Source organism: Microcystis sp. M31BS1 (assembly GCF_020245285.1).
Classification (GTDB): Bacteria; Cyanobacteriota; Cyanobacteriia; order Cyanobacteriales; family Microcystaceae; genus Microcystis; species Microcystis panniformis.
Genome location: NZ_JADBVE010000416.1, coordinates 1 through 18155, shown reverse-complemented (window position 1 = coordinate 18155; position 18155 = coordinate 1). Strand labels below are relative to the sequence as shown.

Genomic DNA, 18155 nt, shown 5'->3' with positions numbered 1-18155 from the left:
TTAGCGATTTTTGTTAATTGTTTTTTTCTAGAGCGAACTAATCAATTAAGTCTCTTGCCAGATAAGGATTTAGTCGATTTATGCCCCCCTATCGAACCATACCAAGTAACGAAGAACCAAAACTTATAACTGATAACTGATAACTGATAACTGATAACTGATAACTGATAACTGATAACTGATAACTGATAACTGATAACTGATAACTGATAACTGATAACTGATAACTGATAACTGATAACTGATAACTGATAACTGATTTTAGCTGGCTAATTTGAGATCGAAATTACTTTGTTTATTGCCTAATTGCCTGAGCCAACGATAATTATAAGCTAAAGCACCCCAGAAGGTGGGATAAACGGCATAATTAACGCCAAATTCTTGGCAAACTTCTGCTAAAATTGGGGCAATTTTAGGGTAGTGAATATGACAAATTTGCGGAAAAAGATGGTGAACAACTTGATAATTTAATCCCCCTAAGTACCAATTTAAAAAGATATTTTTAGGGGCAAAATCTACGGTAGTTCGCACTTGAAAGATTGCCCATTCGTCTTCGATTTGGTTAGCTGCCGAGGGTTGAATAAATTCGGCGGGTTCCAAAACGTGAGCTAACATAAATACATGACAGGCAAGCACTCCATAGGTCATAAAAGTAATGAGAAAACCGATCGCTATTTCTAGGAGACTATAACCAACTAAGAGAGGAATGCCAATAAACCAAAAGAGATAAACAACTTTTCCGCTCAATAAAACAAATAGATCGATCGCTTTAGGATTGGGAATTTTAATCTCGCCAAAACGATGACGAAAGAGGATGGAGCGCACATCGGAAAATGACCAATAGATAGGAATTATACCGTAGAGAATCGGGATAAATAAATGTTGATAACGATGATACCATTTATGCTCGGCATGGGGAGTCATTCGCACCACACCATCGCCATGAATTTCCAGATCGTACCCTAAAACATTGGTGTAGGTATGATGGAGATAGTTATGACGAAAACGCCAGAGATAACTGGAAGCACCGATGATATAATCGTAGGTCATGCCAATGAGGGAATTAACCCATTTTTTACTAGAATAGCCGCCATGGTTGGCATCATGACCAATGCTAAAACCAATCCCTGCTAATCCTCCTCCTAAAACCAGACAACCGATAATTTTTAGCCACCAGATATCCGGACCAAAAAGTACAAATAGCCAAGCGGCAATTACCCAAGTTAAAATCGTGATCGTCTTCAGGTACATGGCCAAATTATCTCTGGTGGGGATGCCGTTTTCGGTAAAATAAGCATCAACCCGTTTATTCAATTCCTTTCTAAAACCCTGATTTTCGGTAAAAGTTACTCGCATTCCTAATTTTTGTCCTAGAAGTTGATATGACGGCAATTTGTGGCAGCTCAGAGTGAATTTATGAGTCTTTTACTGGTTTACTAAGGCTGTCTCACTATAACTGATAGTTTCTCATCAGTCCCTCATCCATTGTCAGAGAAAGAGGTGCGCTTGGCAAGGGAATCGCTCAATTTCTTTGCTACTCTTGCATAAAATCCTCTGATTTTACCTAATCAGATATCAGATACCTGTAGCCGGTGATAGAGATGAGCGTTAGGTACTTTTGTACTACTATTAAAGCCATTGAAGGCGATCGAGTTTTCTGGTACGAAGTGCCACAATTAAGAAGATCGATCGCTGCGATCGCTGGAAAGGTGGCCGATGACGAAGCGGTGTATCTTGATCTGTGGCAATGGTTACAGAATGATCCTAATAACCAATTAGTCAAGTCCCATTGGATGGTTTTTTTACAATATCGCTCCTCTATGGTAACTCAAAGGGTCTATCAAAATGTTGGCCATCGGATCGATGCTGATTATGAAACCCTATTCTACTATTTGCTGAATTTGCTTGCCACGGCAATCACCAACAATCCTAGCAATTTTTACGGTAACTTTCAGGATAAAAAGACCCAACCGGGATTTTTTCGCTTAATCTTAGAAAAATGGACAGATAAAAAATTGAGAAATACTCTCTATAATTTCCTGCGAGGAGAGTATAAAACTATTGGCAGGACTAATCTCGGTATAGTCAGTCTTTTTAGTGCGAATAAAATTCAAAAAGTTTTACGAACATCGGGTATCTTTACCGAGAATCACCTGCTAATATTTAACTGTTTTCGAGAGGTAAAAAAAGCTTCTCTTAGATCATTAGATAAATGGCAAGAGGAAGATTGGCAACAAGTAATTGATCGCTTACAGCAGTTACAACCGCAAGTTATTCTCACCGTGGGGGAAGTGCAAGCAAAACTCAATCAAATAGGGGAGATAATGCGTAATCACATCGATCCTTCTTACTCTAAATTTGAGCCGACTAATTATGACCATGATAGCAATTACTTTTGGGAAAATCTCCCCAGCAAGAGGCCAAGTCAAGACTTACTACAACAGCAAGAAATCTGGGAAAATATTAATAAGTTATTAATCACTCTTGAGGATGAAGTTAAACAGATTGTATATTATTACTATCATCAAAAGATGACGCAGGTACAGATCGCTAATCGATTGGGAGTTCATCCATCTACTATTAGTCGAGAAATAACCCAATTATGTAAAAAAGTTTATCAGCTACTCTGTGCAAGGGAAGGCAAAGATTGTCCTAAGTTGTTAAATGAGATTAAATTACAATCTCGGCAAAAACAAGAGATCGATGCTTATCTAGAATATTTTTGTCAGTCCTACTTAACTCAAATCTAATCTGCTAGGAGATACCATGAAAGTCAACCTCGATATTTTGCAACAAATTAACCCGAAATCCCTTTGGCTAACTTTTTCGGAAACAGAGATTAAACAAGCTCGATCGATTCTCGGTCAATATTCTAATCAAACCGCCAAAAATCAGGCTTTGATTAATTACTTAGTCCAAATATGCTTAAGCAATTGGCTGAAAGATAATCTTGATTCTTCTCTTCAAATAATACCTAAAAACCATCAGTATCTTTGGGAGTTTATTAACGGGTTTACCTGGCAAATTCAAGATAAAAAAGTTACTACTATTCCCAGTCAAACTATTGACATTGAGGGATTGACAATAGAGCAAGAATGGGTTGATATTCCCGATTTAGCGGCAGATTTTTATCTAGGAGTGCAGGTAGATTTAGCAGAAAAATTCCTCAATATCTGGGGTTTTATATCCAGAAAAGATGTTAAAAATCTCGCAGAATACGATCCAATTTACCATCAATATTATTTGGACAGTGAGCAAATTATTGATGATTTAGATATTCTTTGGCAGAGTTGTTTAGAGGGAGAGAGTGAAAAAGGAAAGCTGGAATCTTTAGCAAAATTATCGCCAGCAGCAGCAGAAAATTTAATTAAAAAGTTAGGTCAAGTTTCACCCTATTCTCCGAGATTAGATATTAGTTGTCAGCAGTGGTTAGCTTTGTTGAATAATCAGCAATGGCGAGAAAAACTTTATCAGCAGCGTCTAGAAATAATTCCCACTAAACTTAGTCAATGGTTACAGGGAATTATTACAGAGAAATGGCAGGAAATCCTCAGCACTATCGACAGTTATCGTCCAATTAATCCAGGTTTTTTGTTGGCTGCTGAAAAAATCAGCAGCCGAGAATCTCCGGCAGATATTCAGCGAGAAATTAGACAACTGTATGCTAGTCAAAAAGAGGTGGAATTTTCGGAACAGTTAACCCCACAGGAAGCTTTAGCAAAACTACAACATCAAACCCAAGATGAAACTATTCGCTGGCAAGCGGCCGAATATCTCTGGAATATCGATCCTCATTATCCCAATGCTGCTATCCGTAAAATGCTCGATGTGGGTAGTCAATTAATGGGTTATAAAATCGCTTTAATGGTGGGAGTTTTATCGACCAGTGACCAGAGAATTGCTGTCTTAATTCGTGCCTATGCCATGGACAATTTTGCCAAACTACCCCCCGGTTTATCTTTGCAAATTAGCGATGAAATAGGCCAATTAATCCCCAGTTTAGAAGCAATAGCAAGGGAGAAACCCTTAGATAGCTATCTGCAACTTTATTTTCTAGCTGATGCCGACGATCGCTTTAATGTTAACCTAAGCTTAGGGGATAGTAGCATTACCGAGCAGTTTAGGATTTAATAGAGATAGCAGAAAATGTCAAGGGTAGAGACATGAGCAGAGTTGTGATTCTGAAAATTGGTGATGGCAGTTTTGAAACGGGATTTTCCGTCACTCTAGAAATTCGTGACAATCATCTCTTGATAGCACCTTTTGCCGAGGGTAAATTAGTCCCTAACCTTGACATTGCTGACGCTTTGCAAAATTATCGTCGAGCTTATTATCATTGGGTAGCAAGTCAACCCAGTTTAGGAATTACCGTTCCTCATAGTATGATCACCCATGCAGCGGTAGGTGATCCTAGAGACAACCTCGGAAAAGCCACTAAAACTTTAAAAGATAGCTTAAATGAATGGCTAAATTCCAGTTCTCTGAGTTCGATACAAAATCGTATCTTGTTCCATATAGGTAATCAGTCAGAAGTAAGATTTTTTATCCAAACTAACCATTTTGATCTACAACAAATTCCCTGGGAGTGTTGGAATTTTTTACACCAATGGTGTCCCGATGTGGAAATTGCTCTTACTATCCAGAGAAATCCTCCGATAATTAACCTGACTTCTCCGATTAATATTTTAGTAATTTTGGGCAATATTGACATCGAAAGCGAGCATACTTCCCTGTGTTTATCCAGTTTGCAAACAGCACTAGGAAACCCATATAAGGTTTCTATGAAAATATTGAGTCCCAGTTCAGAAGTTCCTATTTCAACGAAAAATATTCACAATGAGTTGATCAAAAATCAATGGGATATTGTAGTTTATTTAGGTCATAGTCAAACCAGTAGCGACGGTCACGATGGAGTTTTTATCATTGATAATGATACGGCTTTATCTCCTGCACATAACTTAAGAAATTCCCTAGAAGTAGCTGTTAAAAAAGGCTTAAAACTTGTTATCTGTAATTCCTGCGACGGGTTAGGTATTGGTCGTCAGTTGGCTAATATCGGAGTACCGCATATTATTGTTATGAAAGAACCCATCGCTGTGCGGGTTGCTTTGAGATTTCTAGAAGTTTTTCTTCCCAATTTTCTCGGACATAAATCCCTACAAGAATCCTTAACAATCGCTCGGCAAGAATTAAAATTACACGAATTTGAGGTGGATGCTGCTAGTTCTTCTTTACTGCCTCGTTTGATAGAAAATCCTGAAGAACCACCATTAATTTTACCTTTACCTCCTGAAAATATAGGAGACGATCCTCAAGAAGATTATGGTCAAAGTTGGCCTGTACGTCTATTGCGTCACTGGAAACAAGCTCTGTTATTTATTTTAAGTATTCTGGTAACTTTATCAGTTTTATATTGGGGAGGAGTATTTTCCGATGATGCCAGTAAATACCCAGAAATTAGCTTAGGTGAAGAAATATTATTAAAGACAAACCGACAAGATAACATTATTGAACGGGGAAGACAAGCTTTTAAAAATAAAGAATATAAACAAGCAATTCAGCTTTTTAAAAAATCCCTCGATCGCTTGCCCAATAATCCAGAGATTCGCATCTATTATAATAACGCTCGTGCGGCTTATCAAGACAGAAATCCCTTAAAAATTGCCACCAGTGTTCCGCTTGGTAATAATCCAGAAACTGCTCAGGAAATTTTACGAGGTATTGCTTTATTGCAACAGGAGTTAAACGATGAACAGGCCAAAAACCCCGATTTTCACTTTCTACAGGTAGTGGTCGCTAATGATAATAATAGTGGCGTAGATGCCAAAGATCGAGCCGAAAAATTTGTTAAAGATCCGTCAATTATAGCAGTGGTTGGTCATAATGCTTCTGCTGCTAGTGAAGCTGCAAAAAATATCTATGTACAAGGGAAAATTGTTGCCCTATCTCCCACCAGCTTTTCCCCGAAAATCTCCGGTAATGGCTATGTGTATAAGATGGTTCCCGATCTGGAAACTTTTGCCACAACCTTAAGTGAATATATCCGCGAACAAACTGACAAGCTAATTATCCAAAACCCCACTAATTTAATTTGTTACGATAGTCGCTCTGGGGATAATTATAACTTCGCTCAAAAATATAGAAACATTCTTCTCGGTCAGCAGTTTCAAAAATTCGTTAAAGATGAAGATTTTGACTGCAATATCGAACCAAAAATTAATTTAGATGAACAGGAAATTTATCAAAAAATTGCTCAATATCAAGTAAATATCCTAATGATTGCTCCCTATATTGACGATCTGAAAAGAGCCGTCAGTATCTTTAAGCAGCGTCCCGCACAACAGTTAAACTTAGTAACTTTAGGTTCCCCCACTTTTCAAAGTTATCTCACCCTTGCAGAAGGTAAACAGGGGGTAGAAAATTTAGTTATCACCGTGCCTTGGTATGATCTCACACGAGATAATTATATCCACAGTTTTTGGCAAAATAAGATCAATGTTTGGCGCACTCCCATGGCCTACGATGCGACTAAAGTTATCCTCACCGCTTTGCGAAAGTTATACCAACAAGGACAAAAATTCGATCGAGAATTATTAAATCAAGTTTTAAGAAACGATTTTTCTATCGAAGGAATGACTGGCACTGTTAGATTCGATGAGAATGGTGTCCGCAACATGAACAATAATCCTGATGATCGCCGCTACTTGATTCTACAGGTCAAAAAGGGTCAATTTGTCCCCCTCGCTCCCATTAAATCTGCAGGTCCAGTCTAAACCTTCCTATCCTTGTCAAGACTTTTTACAAAACTTAACCTTACCCACTGCATCAAAGTTAGCCATCACTCCTAATTAACAGGTAATACCTCTAGGAGACAGACGGCATGAAATTGTCAAAAAAATTAACCCCAAAAGCCTTGATTTTTTGGCTGATCGGTGATAAGGCAGGAAATTCTCTCGTTGCGATCTGGAATTGGTTGTGGGGTATTCCCATCGAATCCGGCGGCAAAATTGCCGTAGAATCGGCCAGAGAATCTCTAGAATCGATGCAAAAATCCCTAGCGGAATTGACAGAATCGGTGGCGAAAGTAGTATCGGCCCAGCAATCAGCCCAAGCACAATACGAGGCAAAAAAACAGGAACACACAAACTACTTGCAGCAGGCTGTCACCGCTCAAAAAAAAGGCCTTCAAGAAGCGGCAAGACTAGCTATGGTTAAGGTTCTCTCCCTAGAAAAAATTCTACCCGCCATGAAAGATCGGGTCGATAATGCCGAAAAAGTGGTCATTGCTGCTAAGGAAAAACTTCGCAAAGAGCAGGAAAAAATCGAGCATTATAAGTTAGAAATGAGCAACTTAAAAGCGATTAGTTCCATGAATGAGGCTTTAGGTAAAATAAACGAATTTGATAGTAGTCTCAACCTCAATACCTCCTGCGATCGCTTTGAGGATGCCAATGAAGCGATTAAAGACCGTTATCGAAAAGAAAACGCCTATAGTGAATTAAGCGAGAACTATAGCGAGAAATTAGCTCAAGAAATCGATTTCTTAAGCCTTGATGACGAAATTAACCGCCGTTTAGCCGAATTCAATCAGCAAAGTTAAGGAGTAAAGCGATGACAAAGACTGGCAAAAAAGCGAGCTTACCGCCAATTTTCTATATTTTACTGGGGTTGATCGTTTGGTTTCTTTTTCCCCAAATATTGGCAATATTTGCCCCAAAAGCCGATAATAATCCCCGCATGAGTTACGGCAATCATCTCCTGATCAAAACTAATTCTAACACCATCAAAGAATCAGCGATCGCTGCCATTGCTCAAGGTGATCACCAAGAAGCAGAGCAACTCCTGCAAAAATCCCTCGCTCAACGTCCCAACGATCCCGAAAGCGTAATTTATCTCAGCAACCTGCAAACTGGCTCAAATCCCTTTAAAATCGCCGTTGTTGTGCCAGCAACAACTAATCCCAACGTCGCTCAGGAAATATTGCGAGGAGTCGCCAGCGCACAAACCCAGATCAATCAACAGGGAGGGATCAACGGCAGAAAACTGATGGTTATCGTGGTTAATGACGATAATCAGCCGCAGATATCGAAAGAGGTAGCCGGTGAATTAGTCAAAAATCCCGATATTATCGCCGTTATCGGTCATAATGCCTCCGATGCCAGTTTAGCCGCCGCTCCCATCTACGAAAAAGGTGGTTTGGTGATGATTTCTCCCACCTCTCTGGCTAATAATCTCTCCGGTGCGGGAAATTATATCTTTCGTCTGGTGGCTTCTAACGGCAAAATTACGGAAATATTAGCAAATTACATAGTAAATACTGCTAAAGTCCGGAAAATTGCTTTTTGCTACGATTCTCAAGCTCCTGATAATATTTCCTTTAAAGATGAGTTGATGGCTAATGTGGCGAAAAAAGGCGGTCAAATTGTGCCGATTGTCTGCGATCTGAGTGTCCCCAATTTTAAGGCCGATCAAGCCCTTAATCAGGCGATTTCTGGGGGTGCTAACGGCCTATTTGTCGTCGCTCATGTTGATCGTCTCGATCCCGTTTTTGAGGTTATTCGCTCCAATCGTCAGCGTTTGCCTCTGTTTAGTAGTCCCACCCTCTACAATATTCGCACCCTCGAAGATGGCGGCAAAAACGTCCAAGGTTTAACCCTTGCCGCACCCTGGCACCCCTCGGTTAACCAGACTTTTGCCAATCTTATGCAGGAACAGTGGCGCGGTCCGGTTAGTTGGCGCACAGCCACCAGTTTTGACGCTACACGGGTGATTATTGCCGGTTTAAGGGAAAATCCTCAACGTCAGGGCCTACAATCCAGGCTGCGCTCCAGCAGTTTTCATCAAACAGGGGCCACCGGAAAAATTAGCTTTGATCCTAATACTGGCGATCGCGTTGGTCAACCTGTCTTAATTCAAGTGCGCTCGACTCCCTCTGGTGAGCAGTTTGTCCCTTTACCTTGAAAAGTTCCCAGTCCACAAAAGTCGGGAGAGTTGCCAACTCTCCCCCCCAAAAAATCTCAAAAATTACAATTATTTCAATGTTCAACCCCGAGCAAGAAATGAATGACTCATATGTTAAAATATGCCTAATTAGGTAGGTTTTAAAAATTGTCAGATGCTCCCTTATTGAGGGGGCATCTGCACCCCCCTTATTAAGGGGGGCAGGGGGGATCAAAGGCAAAATCTATCTTCAATTAAATTATAACTACTTACTTATGGACATCGTTATTATCGAAGATGAAATTGAAATCGCCCATTTGATTCAGCAAACTTTAGAGCGGGAATCATTTAATTGTCATCTGGCTTATAATGGTAGGGTAGGACTAGAACTATTTTATCAAAAGCAACCAGACTTAGTTATTTTAGATTTAATGTTACCGGAATTAGACGGACTAGAATTGTGTGCTATAATTCGCCAAAAACCTGGGACAAAAGACCCCTATATCCTAATGTTAACCGCTAGGGGAGAAGAGATTGATCGCATTATCGGTCTATCTACGGGAGCCGATGATTATATGGTCAAACCCTTTAGTCCCCGGGAATTAACCGCGCGGGTAAGAGCCTTATTAAGACGTAGTTTAAGACACGATAGTCAACCCCAGCAACTCCATCGCAGCCGTCATTTTATTATCGACTTAGATCAACATTCTGCTGTTCGTAAATTGGAGGGAATGCCCGAGGAAACCCTCGATTTAACCACCTTAGAATTTAATTTATTAGCTACCTTTGTCAGTTATCCCAATCGCGTCTGGAGTCGCACCCAATTAATCGATAATCTCTGGGGAAATGATTTTTTTGGCGATGAAAGGGTAGTAGATACCCATATCCGACGCTTACGCAAAAAAGTAGAACCCGATCCTGCTAATCCGATCTTTATCAAAACTGTAGTCGGTGTCGGTTATAAATTTGAGGATGACATTATTTAAAGACTATTGATCAGTTATCAGTTATCAGTTATCAGTTATCAGTTATCAGTTATCAGTTATCAGGTGCGAGTTTTCAGGTGTGAGTTTTCAGTGAATAGTATTAAGGGACAAGCTCGCAGCTGCCTTTTTACTGTTTACTGCTCACTGTTTACTGCTCACTGTTTACTGTTTACTGCTCACTGTTTACTGTTTACTGCTCACTGTTTACTGACCAACACCCCAACCCCAATAAAAAATTCTCCCTAAAGGCATTTAAGCAGTCTTTAACCCTTATGTGCTACAATTTTTGAAGATTTTGCCATTCATTTAGGTTCAATCAGGGATCACAGCCTTTTCAGGGAAATTTTATGACAAGTAACTACGGCGCGGAACAGATACAAGTTCTCGAAGGGTTAGAACCAGTCAGGAAGCGGCCGGGGATGTATATCGGTACGACTGGGCCGCGGGGACTACATCATTTAGTCTATGAAGTGGTGGACAACTCGATCGATGAGGCCCTAGCGGGTTACTGTACTCATATCGAAGTGGATATCAAGGCCGATGGTTCCGTCAGCGTCACCGACGATGGCCGGGGTATTCCCACCGATGTCCACCCGACCACGGGTAAATCTGCTCTCGAAACCGTTCTCACTATACTTCATGCCGGCGGTAAATTTGGCAGTGGTGGTTATAAAGTGTCGGGAGGGTTACACGGAGTCGGGATTTCCGTCGTTAATGCTCTTTCTGCATGGGTCGATGTCACCGTCTGGCGCGATCATAAGGTACATATCCAACGCTACGAAAGGGGTATCCCCGTCACAGAATTGGTCAGCAGTCCCAGTCAAGAGGAAAAAACGGGAACTAGGGTTAATTTCCTGCCGGACACCGAAATTTTTAGCCAAGGTATCGAATTTGATTACAGTACCCTCTCCGGACGTTTACGAGAACTAGCCTACTTAAATGCCGGTGTTAAAATCACCTTTAGCGATTACCGTCCCGAAGAACCCCACATCGAAACCTATTGTTATGAGGGGGGTATTAAAGAATACGTCGCCTATATGTGTCGGGAAAAAGAAACCCTGCACAAAGATATTATCTATGTATCGGGGGAAAAGAACGGAATTAATATCGAAGTGGCGTTTCAGTGGTGTATAGATGCCTATAGCGACAATATTCTCGGTTTTGCTAATAATATCCGCACCATTGACGGGGGAACTCACTTAGAAGGATTAAAGGCAGTTCTGACTCGTACTTTAAATAATGTCGCTCGTAAACGCAATAAAATTAAAGAAAACGAGCCTAATCTAGCGGGGGAAAACGTCCGCGAGGGTTTAACCGCCGTTATTTCCGTAAAAGTCCCCGAACCGGAATTTGAGGGACAAACCAAGACCAAATTGGGTAACACTGAAGTCCGGGGTATTGTTGATTCCCTGGTGGGGGAAACTCTCAACGAATACCTAGAACAAAATCCCCAAGTGGCCGACACGATTATTGAAAAAGCAGTACAAGCGTACAAGGCGGCGGAAGCAGCCCGACGGGCCCGGGACTTAGTACGACGGAAATCGGTCTTGGAATCCTCCCCTTTACCGGGTAAATTGGCTGATTGTAGCGAAAGAGACCCAGAAAAGTCAGAAATTTACATCGTTGAAGGGGACAGCGCCGGCGGCTGTTTTCATGGTGATACAGAAATCGCCCTTGTCGATGGACGCAACCTCAGTTTTAAACAGCTAGTGACCGAACAAGCGCAAGGAAAGGAACATTTTTGTTATACCATTCGTGACAATGGCACGATCGGGGTTGAACGAGTTATTAATGCCCGCATCACCAAAAAAGACGCAGAAGTAATTAAAATTACTCTCGATCATGGTGAAGCGATTATTTGTACTCCTGACCATCTTTTCCTGTTAAGAGATGGTAGCTATAAACCTGCTGCGGCTTTAACTCCAGAAGATGCTTTAATGCCTTTGTATCGGAAATTGTCCGATCTTCGTGACCCCGGAATCACCATTAACGGTTATGAAATGGTCTGGAATCCCGCTTCCGATTCTTGGTTGTTCACTCATGCGATCGCTGATGGGTATAATCGTTGGCAGGGAATTAACACAATCAAGAAAACTTACTATCAAAAAACCCTAGCGACCTTAAAACAAATTGAGATCGATCGAGGTTATATTGATTTGGAAGCTTATCAAAAATATCGGCTTCAGACGCGGGATAAATCAATATTGCGATTCGATTCTTTCTGCGATCGCTACTTTGATGGTGATAAAAATAAAGCCTTAGAAGCGGTGGCTAATTACAATCATCGAGTTGTGGCGATCAAGCGATTAGAAACAAGATTCGATGTCTATGATATCGAGGTTCCTCATACCCATAACTTTGCCCTTGCTTCCGGCGTTTTCGTCCATAACAGTGCCAAACAGGGGCGCGATCGTCGTTTTCAAGCGATTCTACCTCTGCGGGGAAAAATCCTCAATATCGAAAAAACCGATGATGCCAAAATCTACAAAAATACGGAAATTCAATCCTTAATTACGGCCCTCGGTTTAGGGATTAAAGGAGAAGATTTCGACCCCTCACAATTGCGCTATCATCGCATTGTTTTAATGACTGATGCTGATGTGGATGGCGCACACATCCGAACTTTGTTGTTAACTTTCTTCTATCGTTATCAGAAGAATTTAATTGACCAAGGTTATGTATATATCGCCTGTCCTCCTCTCTATAAATTGGAACGCGGTAAAAATCATTCCTACTGCTATAGCGATCGAGAATTACAGCAAAAGATAGCGGAATTTCCCTCCAATGCTAACTACACAATCCAACGTTTTAAAGGGTTAGGAGAAATGATGCCCCAACAACTTTGGGATACTACTATGAATCCCGAAACTCGCACTTTAAAACGGGTAGAAATCGAAGACGCAGCCAAAGCTGAGGAATTATTTACGATTCTTATGGGCGATCGAGTTGCCCCCCGGCGAGAATTTATCGAAACCCACGGACCGCGTTTAAATCTTACAGATTTGGACATTTAAACGGTAACTTTGGGCTGTGTTAGTCTAGGCTAATACAGCCCCCGATAAAATCCCTAAATCCAGTTACTAATCGGAGGGTTAGGGATTCAAGGAAACTGGGGTGCATTCCACGACTTCATCGAAAAAATCAGCCGGCAGCGGTGGATTATCGGGGTCTTCTAGGGCATTTTTGGCAATTTCCGCATCGTTCATCCCTTTAACTTTCTCCCAGTCCGTTTTGGCTTTCAACTTCGCCCACTGTTCGCGGGTGACTCTGGTAATATGTTCTTCGTTCACGGTTGTTAGCCCTCCTAGCACTAATTATTCGACGAACCGAGCCACGCCATGTATAGTGTGATTTTAAACTAACTTTTGGATAGCTGCTACTAACTGCTCGATTTCCGAGGGCAAAGTGAAATAATGAACACAGGCACGCACACAGAGGGGGTCGAGGAGAGTTCGCAGTAAAAACCCTTGTTTTTCTAGCTGTTGCACTAACTTTTGTGGGGTGATAGCCGAGTCAATTTGAAAGGAAACTAAACCGGATTCCGGTGGAGAATTTTTTAAACATTTCACCCCTTTAATATTCTTTAATTCTTCCCAGAGATAAGCCGCTAATTGACAGATTTTTTCGTATCTTTGTCCCCCATCACCCCAGGTGTTATGTACCGCAATAGTTGCCCTTAAACCCTCAAATTGAGGATAGGCAGAAGTGGCCACTTCAAAGCGTCTGGCATCCGGTTTCCAACCGATAGGCTGTCCTCGGTTATCTGTTTCAACACCGCGCCAACCGATAAAAGTGGGCTGTAAACTAGGGAAAATTTCGGGACGAATATACAACCCCCCCACACCGGCCGGTCCACACCACCATTTATGACCCGTAAAAGCATAACAATCGGCGGCAGTAGTGCTTAAATCTAAGGGCAAACAACCCACGGATTGGGCAGCATCCACCACCACTAAAACGGGTTTTTCGGTGACGGAATTATCATGACAAAGTTGCGAGATTTCCTTGAGGGGTAAAACCTGTCCGGTATTCCAGAGAACATGACTAACCACCAAAACCCTAGTTTTTGGACGTAGATGAGCGGAAATCACTTCTATCGGGTTGCCACCGTTTAAAGTTTCCCGAATAGGACAAGTGGAGATTTCCAGATGATAACGACGGGCAATTTCCCGAACTGTGGCCATAATTCCGGGGTGTTCACAATCGGTTAGTAAAATATGTTCCCCCGCTTGCCAATCAACTCCCCAGAGGGCGATATTACAGCCCACAGTGACATCCTCGGTGATAGAGAGATTGCTGGGGCTAATTCCCAACTCCTGAGCCATTTCTTGCCTGAGAAGTTCCGTTTTTTTGGTAATCCAATCGTTTACCTGTCCTGAAAAAGGCCCCTTTTGTTGGAGAAAATTATGGGCATCGATAATTGCTTCTAATCCGGCCTTGGGCAAGGTTCCCTGACCACCGAAATTAAAATAAACTTTATTGCTAAGTCCCCGAAATTCCTGTCTTTGTTCGGCTAAATCCGCTTTACTAACGGGGCAATCGAGGCTATTTTCGTCTAAATTCTGCATAAGCGAGGAGATGGGGGGTCAGTTATCAGTTATCAGTTATCGGTTATCAGTCAGAAGGTGTTGGGTTTTGGGGTTTTAGGGTTTTAGTTGAATTCCCCATTTCCCCATTTCCTGACGACGGACGACCGAAGGCTGAATTCTATCGACGGATTAAGTCGCAATTGTCACAATAGTATTAGAGTAGAGGAAACATACTTGGGAATGTTTTCTTTTTTTAAGTTTATTATTTTTTACTTTACCTCACAGGTCCAGGAAAGCTTAACTTTTCTCCTTGATAGAATGCTACTGACCGATGATTTACTTCTAGACTACCAACGTTGTCAACGCCGTGGGTTTTTAAATCTCTACGGCAATAGCCAAGAAAAAGACCCTGAGCGAGATTTTTTGCTTAAATTGCGCCAGGAGAGTCAAATTCACGTTAAAAAAGTCCTGCAAGACTCCTATCCCGATTATTGTTCCCTGACTACCCCCAGCACTGATATTTTGGCCGCCGCTAGGGAAACGGAAGCTTTGATGCGTCAGGGGGTACCCTGTATTTATCACGGAGTCCTTTTGCAATCTACCTATCCCGTCTCTTTAACCGGTTCCCCGCATTTATTAATTAAACAGGCAGGAGAGTCGAAATTTGGCGATTGGGTTTATTATCCCCTCAATATTCAACTCGGGCGCCGTCCTAAGCCTGAATATAAGCTGCTGGCTACTTTTTACGCCTATTTATTGGCTAGTATGCAGGGAGTTTTTCCCAGTTATGCGGAAATTGTCCTACGTCGTCATAATCGCTATCGGGTGGAATTGAATCTCTGGTTAACTAAACTAGAGGAAATAATCAAAAAGTTCGGCGCCATGGTGATTAATCGCCAAGAACCAGAAGTTTTTATCTCGCGTCAGCGTTGCAGTTTATGTCATTGGTATAGTCACTGTTATGGTATCGCCCAAGCGAGTCAACATCTTTCTTTAGTCCCGGGGGTGACTCCTAGTCGTTACCAATTTTTACAGTCTTTGGGGGTTTCCACCATGGAATCCCTGGCGCTTACCTGTCCTACCCGTATGGGGGAGGGGATGGGGTTAGAGGTGGCTAATCAGTTACAATTACAGGCCCAAGCAATTATTGAAAATCGGCCCTTTCGCAAAAGTAACGGCAAAACTGCTTATTTGTCTCCCCTACCGAGGGCCGAGATTGAATTTTATTTTGATATCGAAGCGGAACCAGAACAGAATTTAGATTATCTTTTGGGGATTTTACGGGTTGATTATCGAGTTAATACCCAGCAATTTTATCCCTTTTTGGCAGAAAAGCCGGAAGATGAAGGCAGGATATGGCAGGAATTTTTAACCTTAGTCATGCAGGATTATCAAGCACCAATTTTTCACTTTTCTGAGTACGAAGTGGAAACAATTAAGCGATTGGGTTATCTTTATAAAACTCCTTCTTCTTTGATTAATCAGTTAGTTTCTCGCTGTTTTGATCTGCACTATCATGTAGTTAACTCGGTAACTTTTCCCGTGGAAAGTTATTCTTTAAAATCCCTCGCTAACTGGATTGGCTTTCAATGGCGCGACCGGGGAGTAAGCGGGGATCAATGCGTTTGGTGGTATGACCAGTGGTTAAAAACAGGAGATCGGACTTTATTGGCGGCTATTTTGCGTTACAATGAGGATGATTGTCGCGCCACCTTTAGGCTAAAAGATTGGCTTGTAAACTTTTTAATTTGATTCTAAAGATTTATGACAAATAGGGGGTAATGTAGCCGCTGCTACCCGTAGCCGTCAAGGGAAAATGATAGGCTATGGATGTGAAGACAGTCCCCTCACCCAATGGTGATCCCCATGTTCTCCCCACTTTTTCCGCTTCTACTCCTACTGCTTTCCTTCCTTAGTCTTCTCTGGTATCAAAAGACCGATAATGATATTTTTAAAGCTCTTGCCGTTAGTAGTTTGATTTTTGCAATTATTTGGGGCTTAGTTCTCGTTCACTGGTCAATTCACCTGCTGGGACTGCTGTTATTGTTAAAATTCAGAACCCCCGCTTTCAGCTTGGTGCGCGTGCCTAGATGGTGATGGTTTGACCCTAATCTTCCAACTGTCCGGTAGGTACTTCGATCGCCTGTACATCGATCGTACCGGGAGGGGTGAGAATAATAAACTTACCCCCTGCCACTTTTAATGGTTCACCACAGTTAGGACATTGGCATTCCGTGCGATTAAAACCCGTAAATTCGTAGCTGCAGACGGGACAGCTATCTTCAACTAAATTGCGTCGTAACCACCAGCGAAAAATACCCCAAGCAATCACAGGGGAAATGATTAGGAATGCCACGAGAATTAAAAAACCATTGACTAACCAACCCAGTCCGATCGAGCCTAACAACAATCCGACTAAAATCAAAGATAAGAAACAACCCAAACCAGAATCATTGACAGAATAGCTGCGGAAAAAGTTGTTATTCACGGCTCAACCCTCGATTCATCAAAGCTGCAATTATCTTTAACCTAACACACTCCCAACACATTAAGTAGCTGGTTATAATTAAATTAAAAATGGATTTTAGGTTCGATCCCCCCTGCCCCCCTTGATAAGGGGGGTGCCGATAGGCGGGGGGATCTGATAATTTTTAACGCCTACCTACTTACCACGGTTAAATCTTCTTTTTGACTCACTGGTTCCTCACCCTATTCTGCCTTGGCTTTAGTTTTGAGCGAGATTATCCAGATTGACATCCTCACCAAATCTGCTGGCGAGTGGGTCGTCTGCTCGCTTCAACTTGTTATAATAGGTCGATACCTATCCACCATATCTCTAAAAACCATGAGCGATCCTCGTCTGTCTCTAGTGGCAGCTGCCCGAAGATTTTATCAACTGGGTTGGATGCTTGGCACGGCGGGTAATTTATCCGCTAAAGTTGATGATCATAGTTTTTGGATTACTGCCAGTGGCAAAAGTAAAGGTAAACTCACAGAACAGGATTTTGTGCGCGTGGATCTGACGGGAAAAGTCAGAGAATTAGCTCATCGAGATAATCGTCCTTCGGCCGAAACTAGCATTCATCAGGTGATTTATTGTCTCTTTCCCCAAGCGCAAGCTTGTTATCATGTCCACTCAGTGGAAGCGAATTTAGTTTCCCGTTTTGCTCGCGAGGACAAGTTATCGTTACCTCCCTTAGAAATGTTGAAAGGTTTAGGTATTTGGGTAGAAAATCCTCAAGTATTTATGCCGGTTTTTGCTAACTATCTCGATGTGCCGAAAATTGCCGCAGAAATAGAAAGTAGATTCTCAACTTTCCCCCCGGAAATTCCCGCTTTACTGATTTCTTACCATGGTGTGACGGTGTGGGGTGAGTCTCTAGAAACTACCGAGAATTATTTAGAGATAGTTGAGTATATTTTTCGTTATCTAGTGGCAGCCTATCAATTGACATACTCCCACCGTCAAGCTACGCTGTGACGGGGGATTCTTTCCACATCGCTGTTAGAAATTCCTTGTTCAACGAGACAGCTTAGATTCTCAATGTCTCCACTGAAAACCCAGAGACCGGACTCTCCCAAGGCGTTTGGGTCGGTTTCTGTTTGCCCAACAGTACCGTTGAGATGATTTCCCAAATATTGCAACCCTTTTTTAAGAATATTTATTGCTGCATTATGATCCCTATCCAAGACTGTTTTA

The 18155-nt window shown here is 41.8% G+C and carries 14 protein-coding genes and 1 pseudogene; 10 read left to right on the top strand and 5 right to left on the bottom strand.

All coding sequences use genetic code 11. From position 1 onward, the window contains the following. Positions 1 to 261: 261 nt before the first annotated feature. Positions 262 to 1356: a fatty acid desaturase family protein gene (locus tag IM509_RS23555; RefSeq protein WP_052276869.1), complete on the bottom strand. Its 1095-nt coding sequence runs from the start codon at positions 1354 to 1356 to the stop codon at positions 262 to 264. Positions 1357 to 1601: 245 nt separating this feature from the next. Between IM509_RS23555 and IM509_RS23550 the strand changes: the two genes are divergently transcribed. The 7 genes from IM509_RS23550 (at position 1602) to gyrB (ending at position 12940) form a co-directional block, all read left to right on the top strand. Continuing rightward, on the top strand, positions 1602 to 2750 hold the full coding sequence (locus IM509_RS23550) for a helix-turn-helix domain-containing protein (RefSeq protein ID WP_185237658.1): 1149 nt from the start codon (positions 1602 to 1604) through the stop codon (positions 2748 to 2750). A gap of 16 nt (positions 2751 to 2766) precedes the next feature. Further along, positions 2767 to 4131, top strand: coding sequence for a DUF1822 family protein (locus IM509_RS23545; protein ID WP_052276871.1), 1365 nt, complete (start codon positions 2767 to 2769; stop codon positions 4129 to 4131). Positions 4132 to 4163: 32 nt separating this feature from the next. After that, positions 4164 to 6773 carry an ABC transporter substrate-binding protein gene (locus tag IM509_RS23540; protein ID WP_185237659.1) on the top strand — a complete coding sequence of 870 codons (2610 nt, stop codon included), beginning with the start codon at positions 4164 to 4166 and terminating at the stop codon, positions 6771 to 6773. 107 nt (positions 6774 to 6880) lie between these two features. Next, complete coding sequence (locus tag IM509_RS23535) at positions 6881 to 7600, top strand: PspA/IM30 family protein (RefSeq protein WP_185237660.1); 720 nt, start codon at positions 6881 to 6883, stop codon at positions 7598 to 7600. Between the two features lie 11 nt (positions 7601 to 7611). Further along, positions 7612 to 8961 (top strand): ABC transporter substrate-binding protein, encoded by a 1350-nt coding sequence (locus tag IM509_RS23530; RefSeq protein ID WP_185237661.1) that lies wholly within the window; start codon positions 7612 to 7614, stop codon positions 8959 to 8961. 254 nt (positions 8962 to 9215) lie between these two features. Further along, positions 9216 to 9926: a response regulator transcription factor gene (locus IM509_RS23525; RefSeq protein WP_052276875.1), complete on the top strand. Its 711-nt coding sequence runs from the start codon at positions 9216 to 9218 to the stop codon at positions 9924 to 9926. A gap of 347 nt (positions 9927 to 10273) precedes the next feature. Further along, on the top strand, positions 10274 to 12940 hold the full coding sequence (gene gyrB, locus IM509_RS23520) for a DNA topoisomerase (ATP-hydrolyzing) subunit B (RefSeq protein WP_185237220.1): 2667 nt from the start codon (positions 10274 to 10276) through the stop codon (positions 12938 to 12940). Positions 12941 to 13018: 78 nt separating this feature from the next. Here the strand turns inward: gyrB and IM509_RS23515 are convergent, their stop codons facing one another. Together IM509_RS23515 and IM509_RS23510 are read right to left on the bottom strand one after the other, a co-directional pair. Next, on the bottom strand, positions 13019 to 13216 hold the full coding sequence (locus IM509_RS23515) for a hypothetical protein (RefSeq protein ID WP_052276876.1): 198 nt from the start codon (positions 13214 to 13216) through the stop codon (positions 13019 to 13021). Between the two features lie 63 nt (positions 13217 to 13279). Continuing rightward, on the bottom strand, positions 13280 to 14494 hold the full coding sequence (locus tag IM509_RS23510; protein WP_052276877.1) for an aminotransferase class V-fold PLP-dependent enzyme: 1215 nt from the start codon (positions 14492 to 14494) through the stop codon (positions 13280 to 13282). A gap of 279 nt (positions 14495 to 14773) precedes the next feature. On the opposite strand from IM509_RS23510, the gene IM509_RS23505 reads away from it, so the two are divergent. Beyond that, on the top strand, positions 14774 to 16207 hold the full coding sequence (locus tag IM509_RS23505; RefSeq protein WP_052278472.1) for a TM0106 family RecB-like putative nuclease: 1434 nt from the start codon (positions 14774 to 14776) through the stop codon (positions 16205 to 16207). Positions 16208 to 16309: 102 nt separating this feature from the next. Beyond that, positions 16310 to 16552 carry a hypothetical protein gene (locus tag IM509_RS23500; protein ID WP_002738501.1) on the top strand — a complete coding sequence of 81 codons (243 nt, stop codon included), beginning with the start codon at positions 16310 to 16312 and terminating at the stop codon, positions 16550 to 16552. 10 nt (positions 16553 to 16562) lie between these two features. Here IM509_RS23500 and IM509_RS23495 read toward each other — a convergent pair whose 3' ends face one another. Beyond that, positions 16563 to 16943, bottom strand: a complete 381-nt coding sequence (locus tag IM509_RS23495; protein ID WP_002760482.1) for a hypothetical protein — start codon at positions 16941 to 16943, stop codon at positions 16563 to 16565. A gap of 357 nt (positions 16944 to 17300) precedes the next feature. Here IM509_RS23495 and mtnB point away from each other — a divergent pair, with 357 nt between their 5' ends. Then, positions 17301 to 17936, top strand: coding sequence for a methylthioribulose 1-phosphate dehydratase (gene mtnB / locus IM509_RS23490; protein ID WP_052276878.1), 636 nt, complete (start codon positions 17301 to 17303; stop codon positions 17934 to 17936). On the opposite strand, the pseudogene IM509_RS23485 reads toward mtnB, so the two are convergent. Further along, positions 17921 to 18155, bottom strand: a pseudogene (locus tag IM509_RS23485) (zinc ribbon domain-containing protein); the annotation flags it as partial. The gene mtnB and the pseudogene IM509_RS23485 overlap by 16 nt on opposite strands.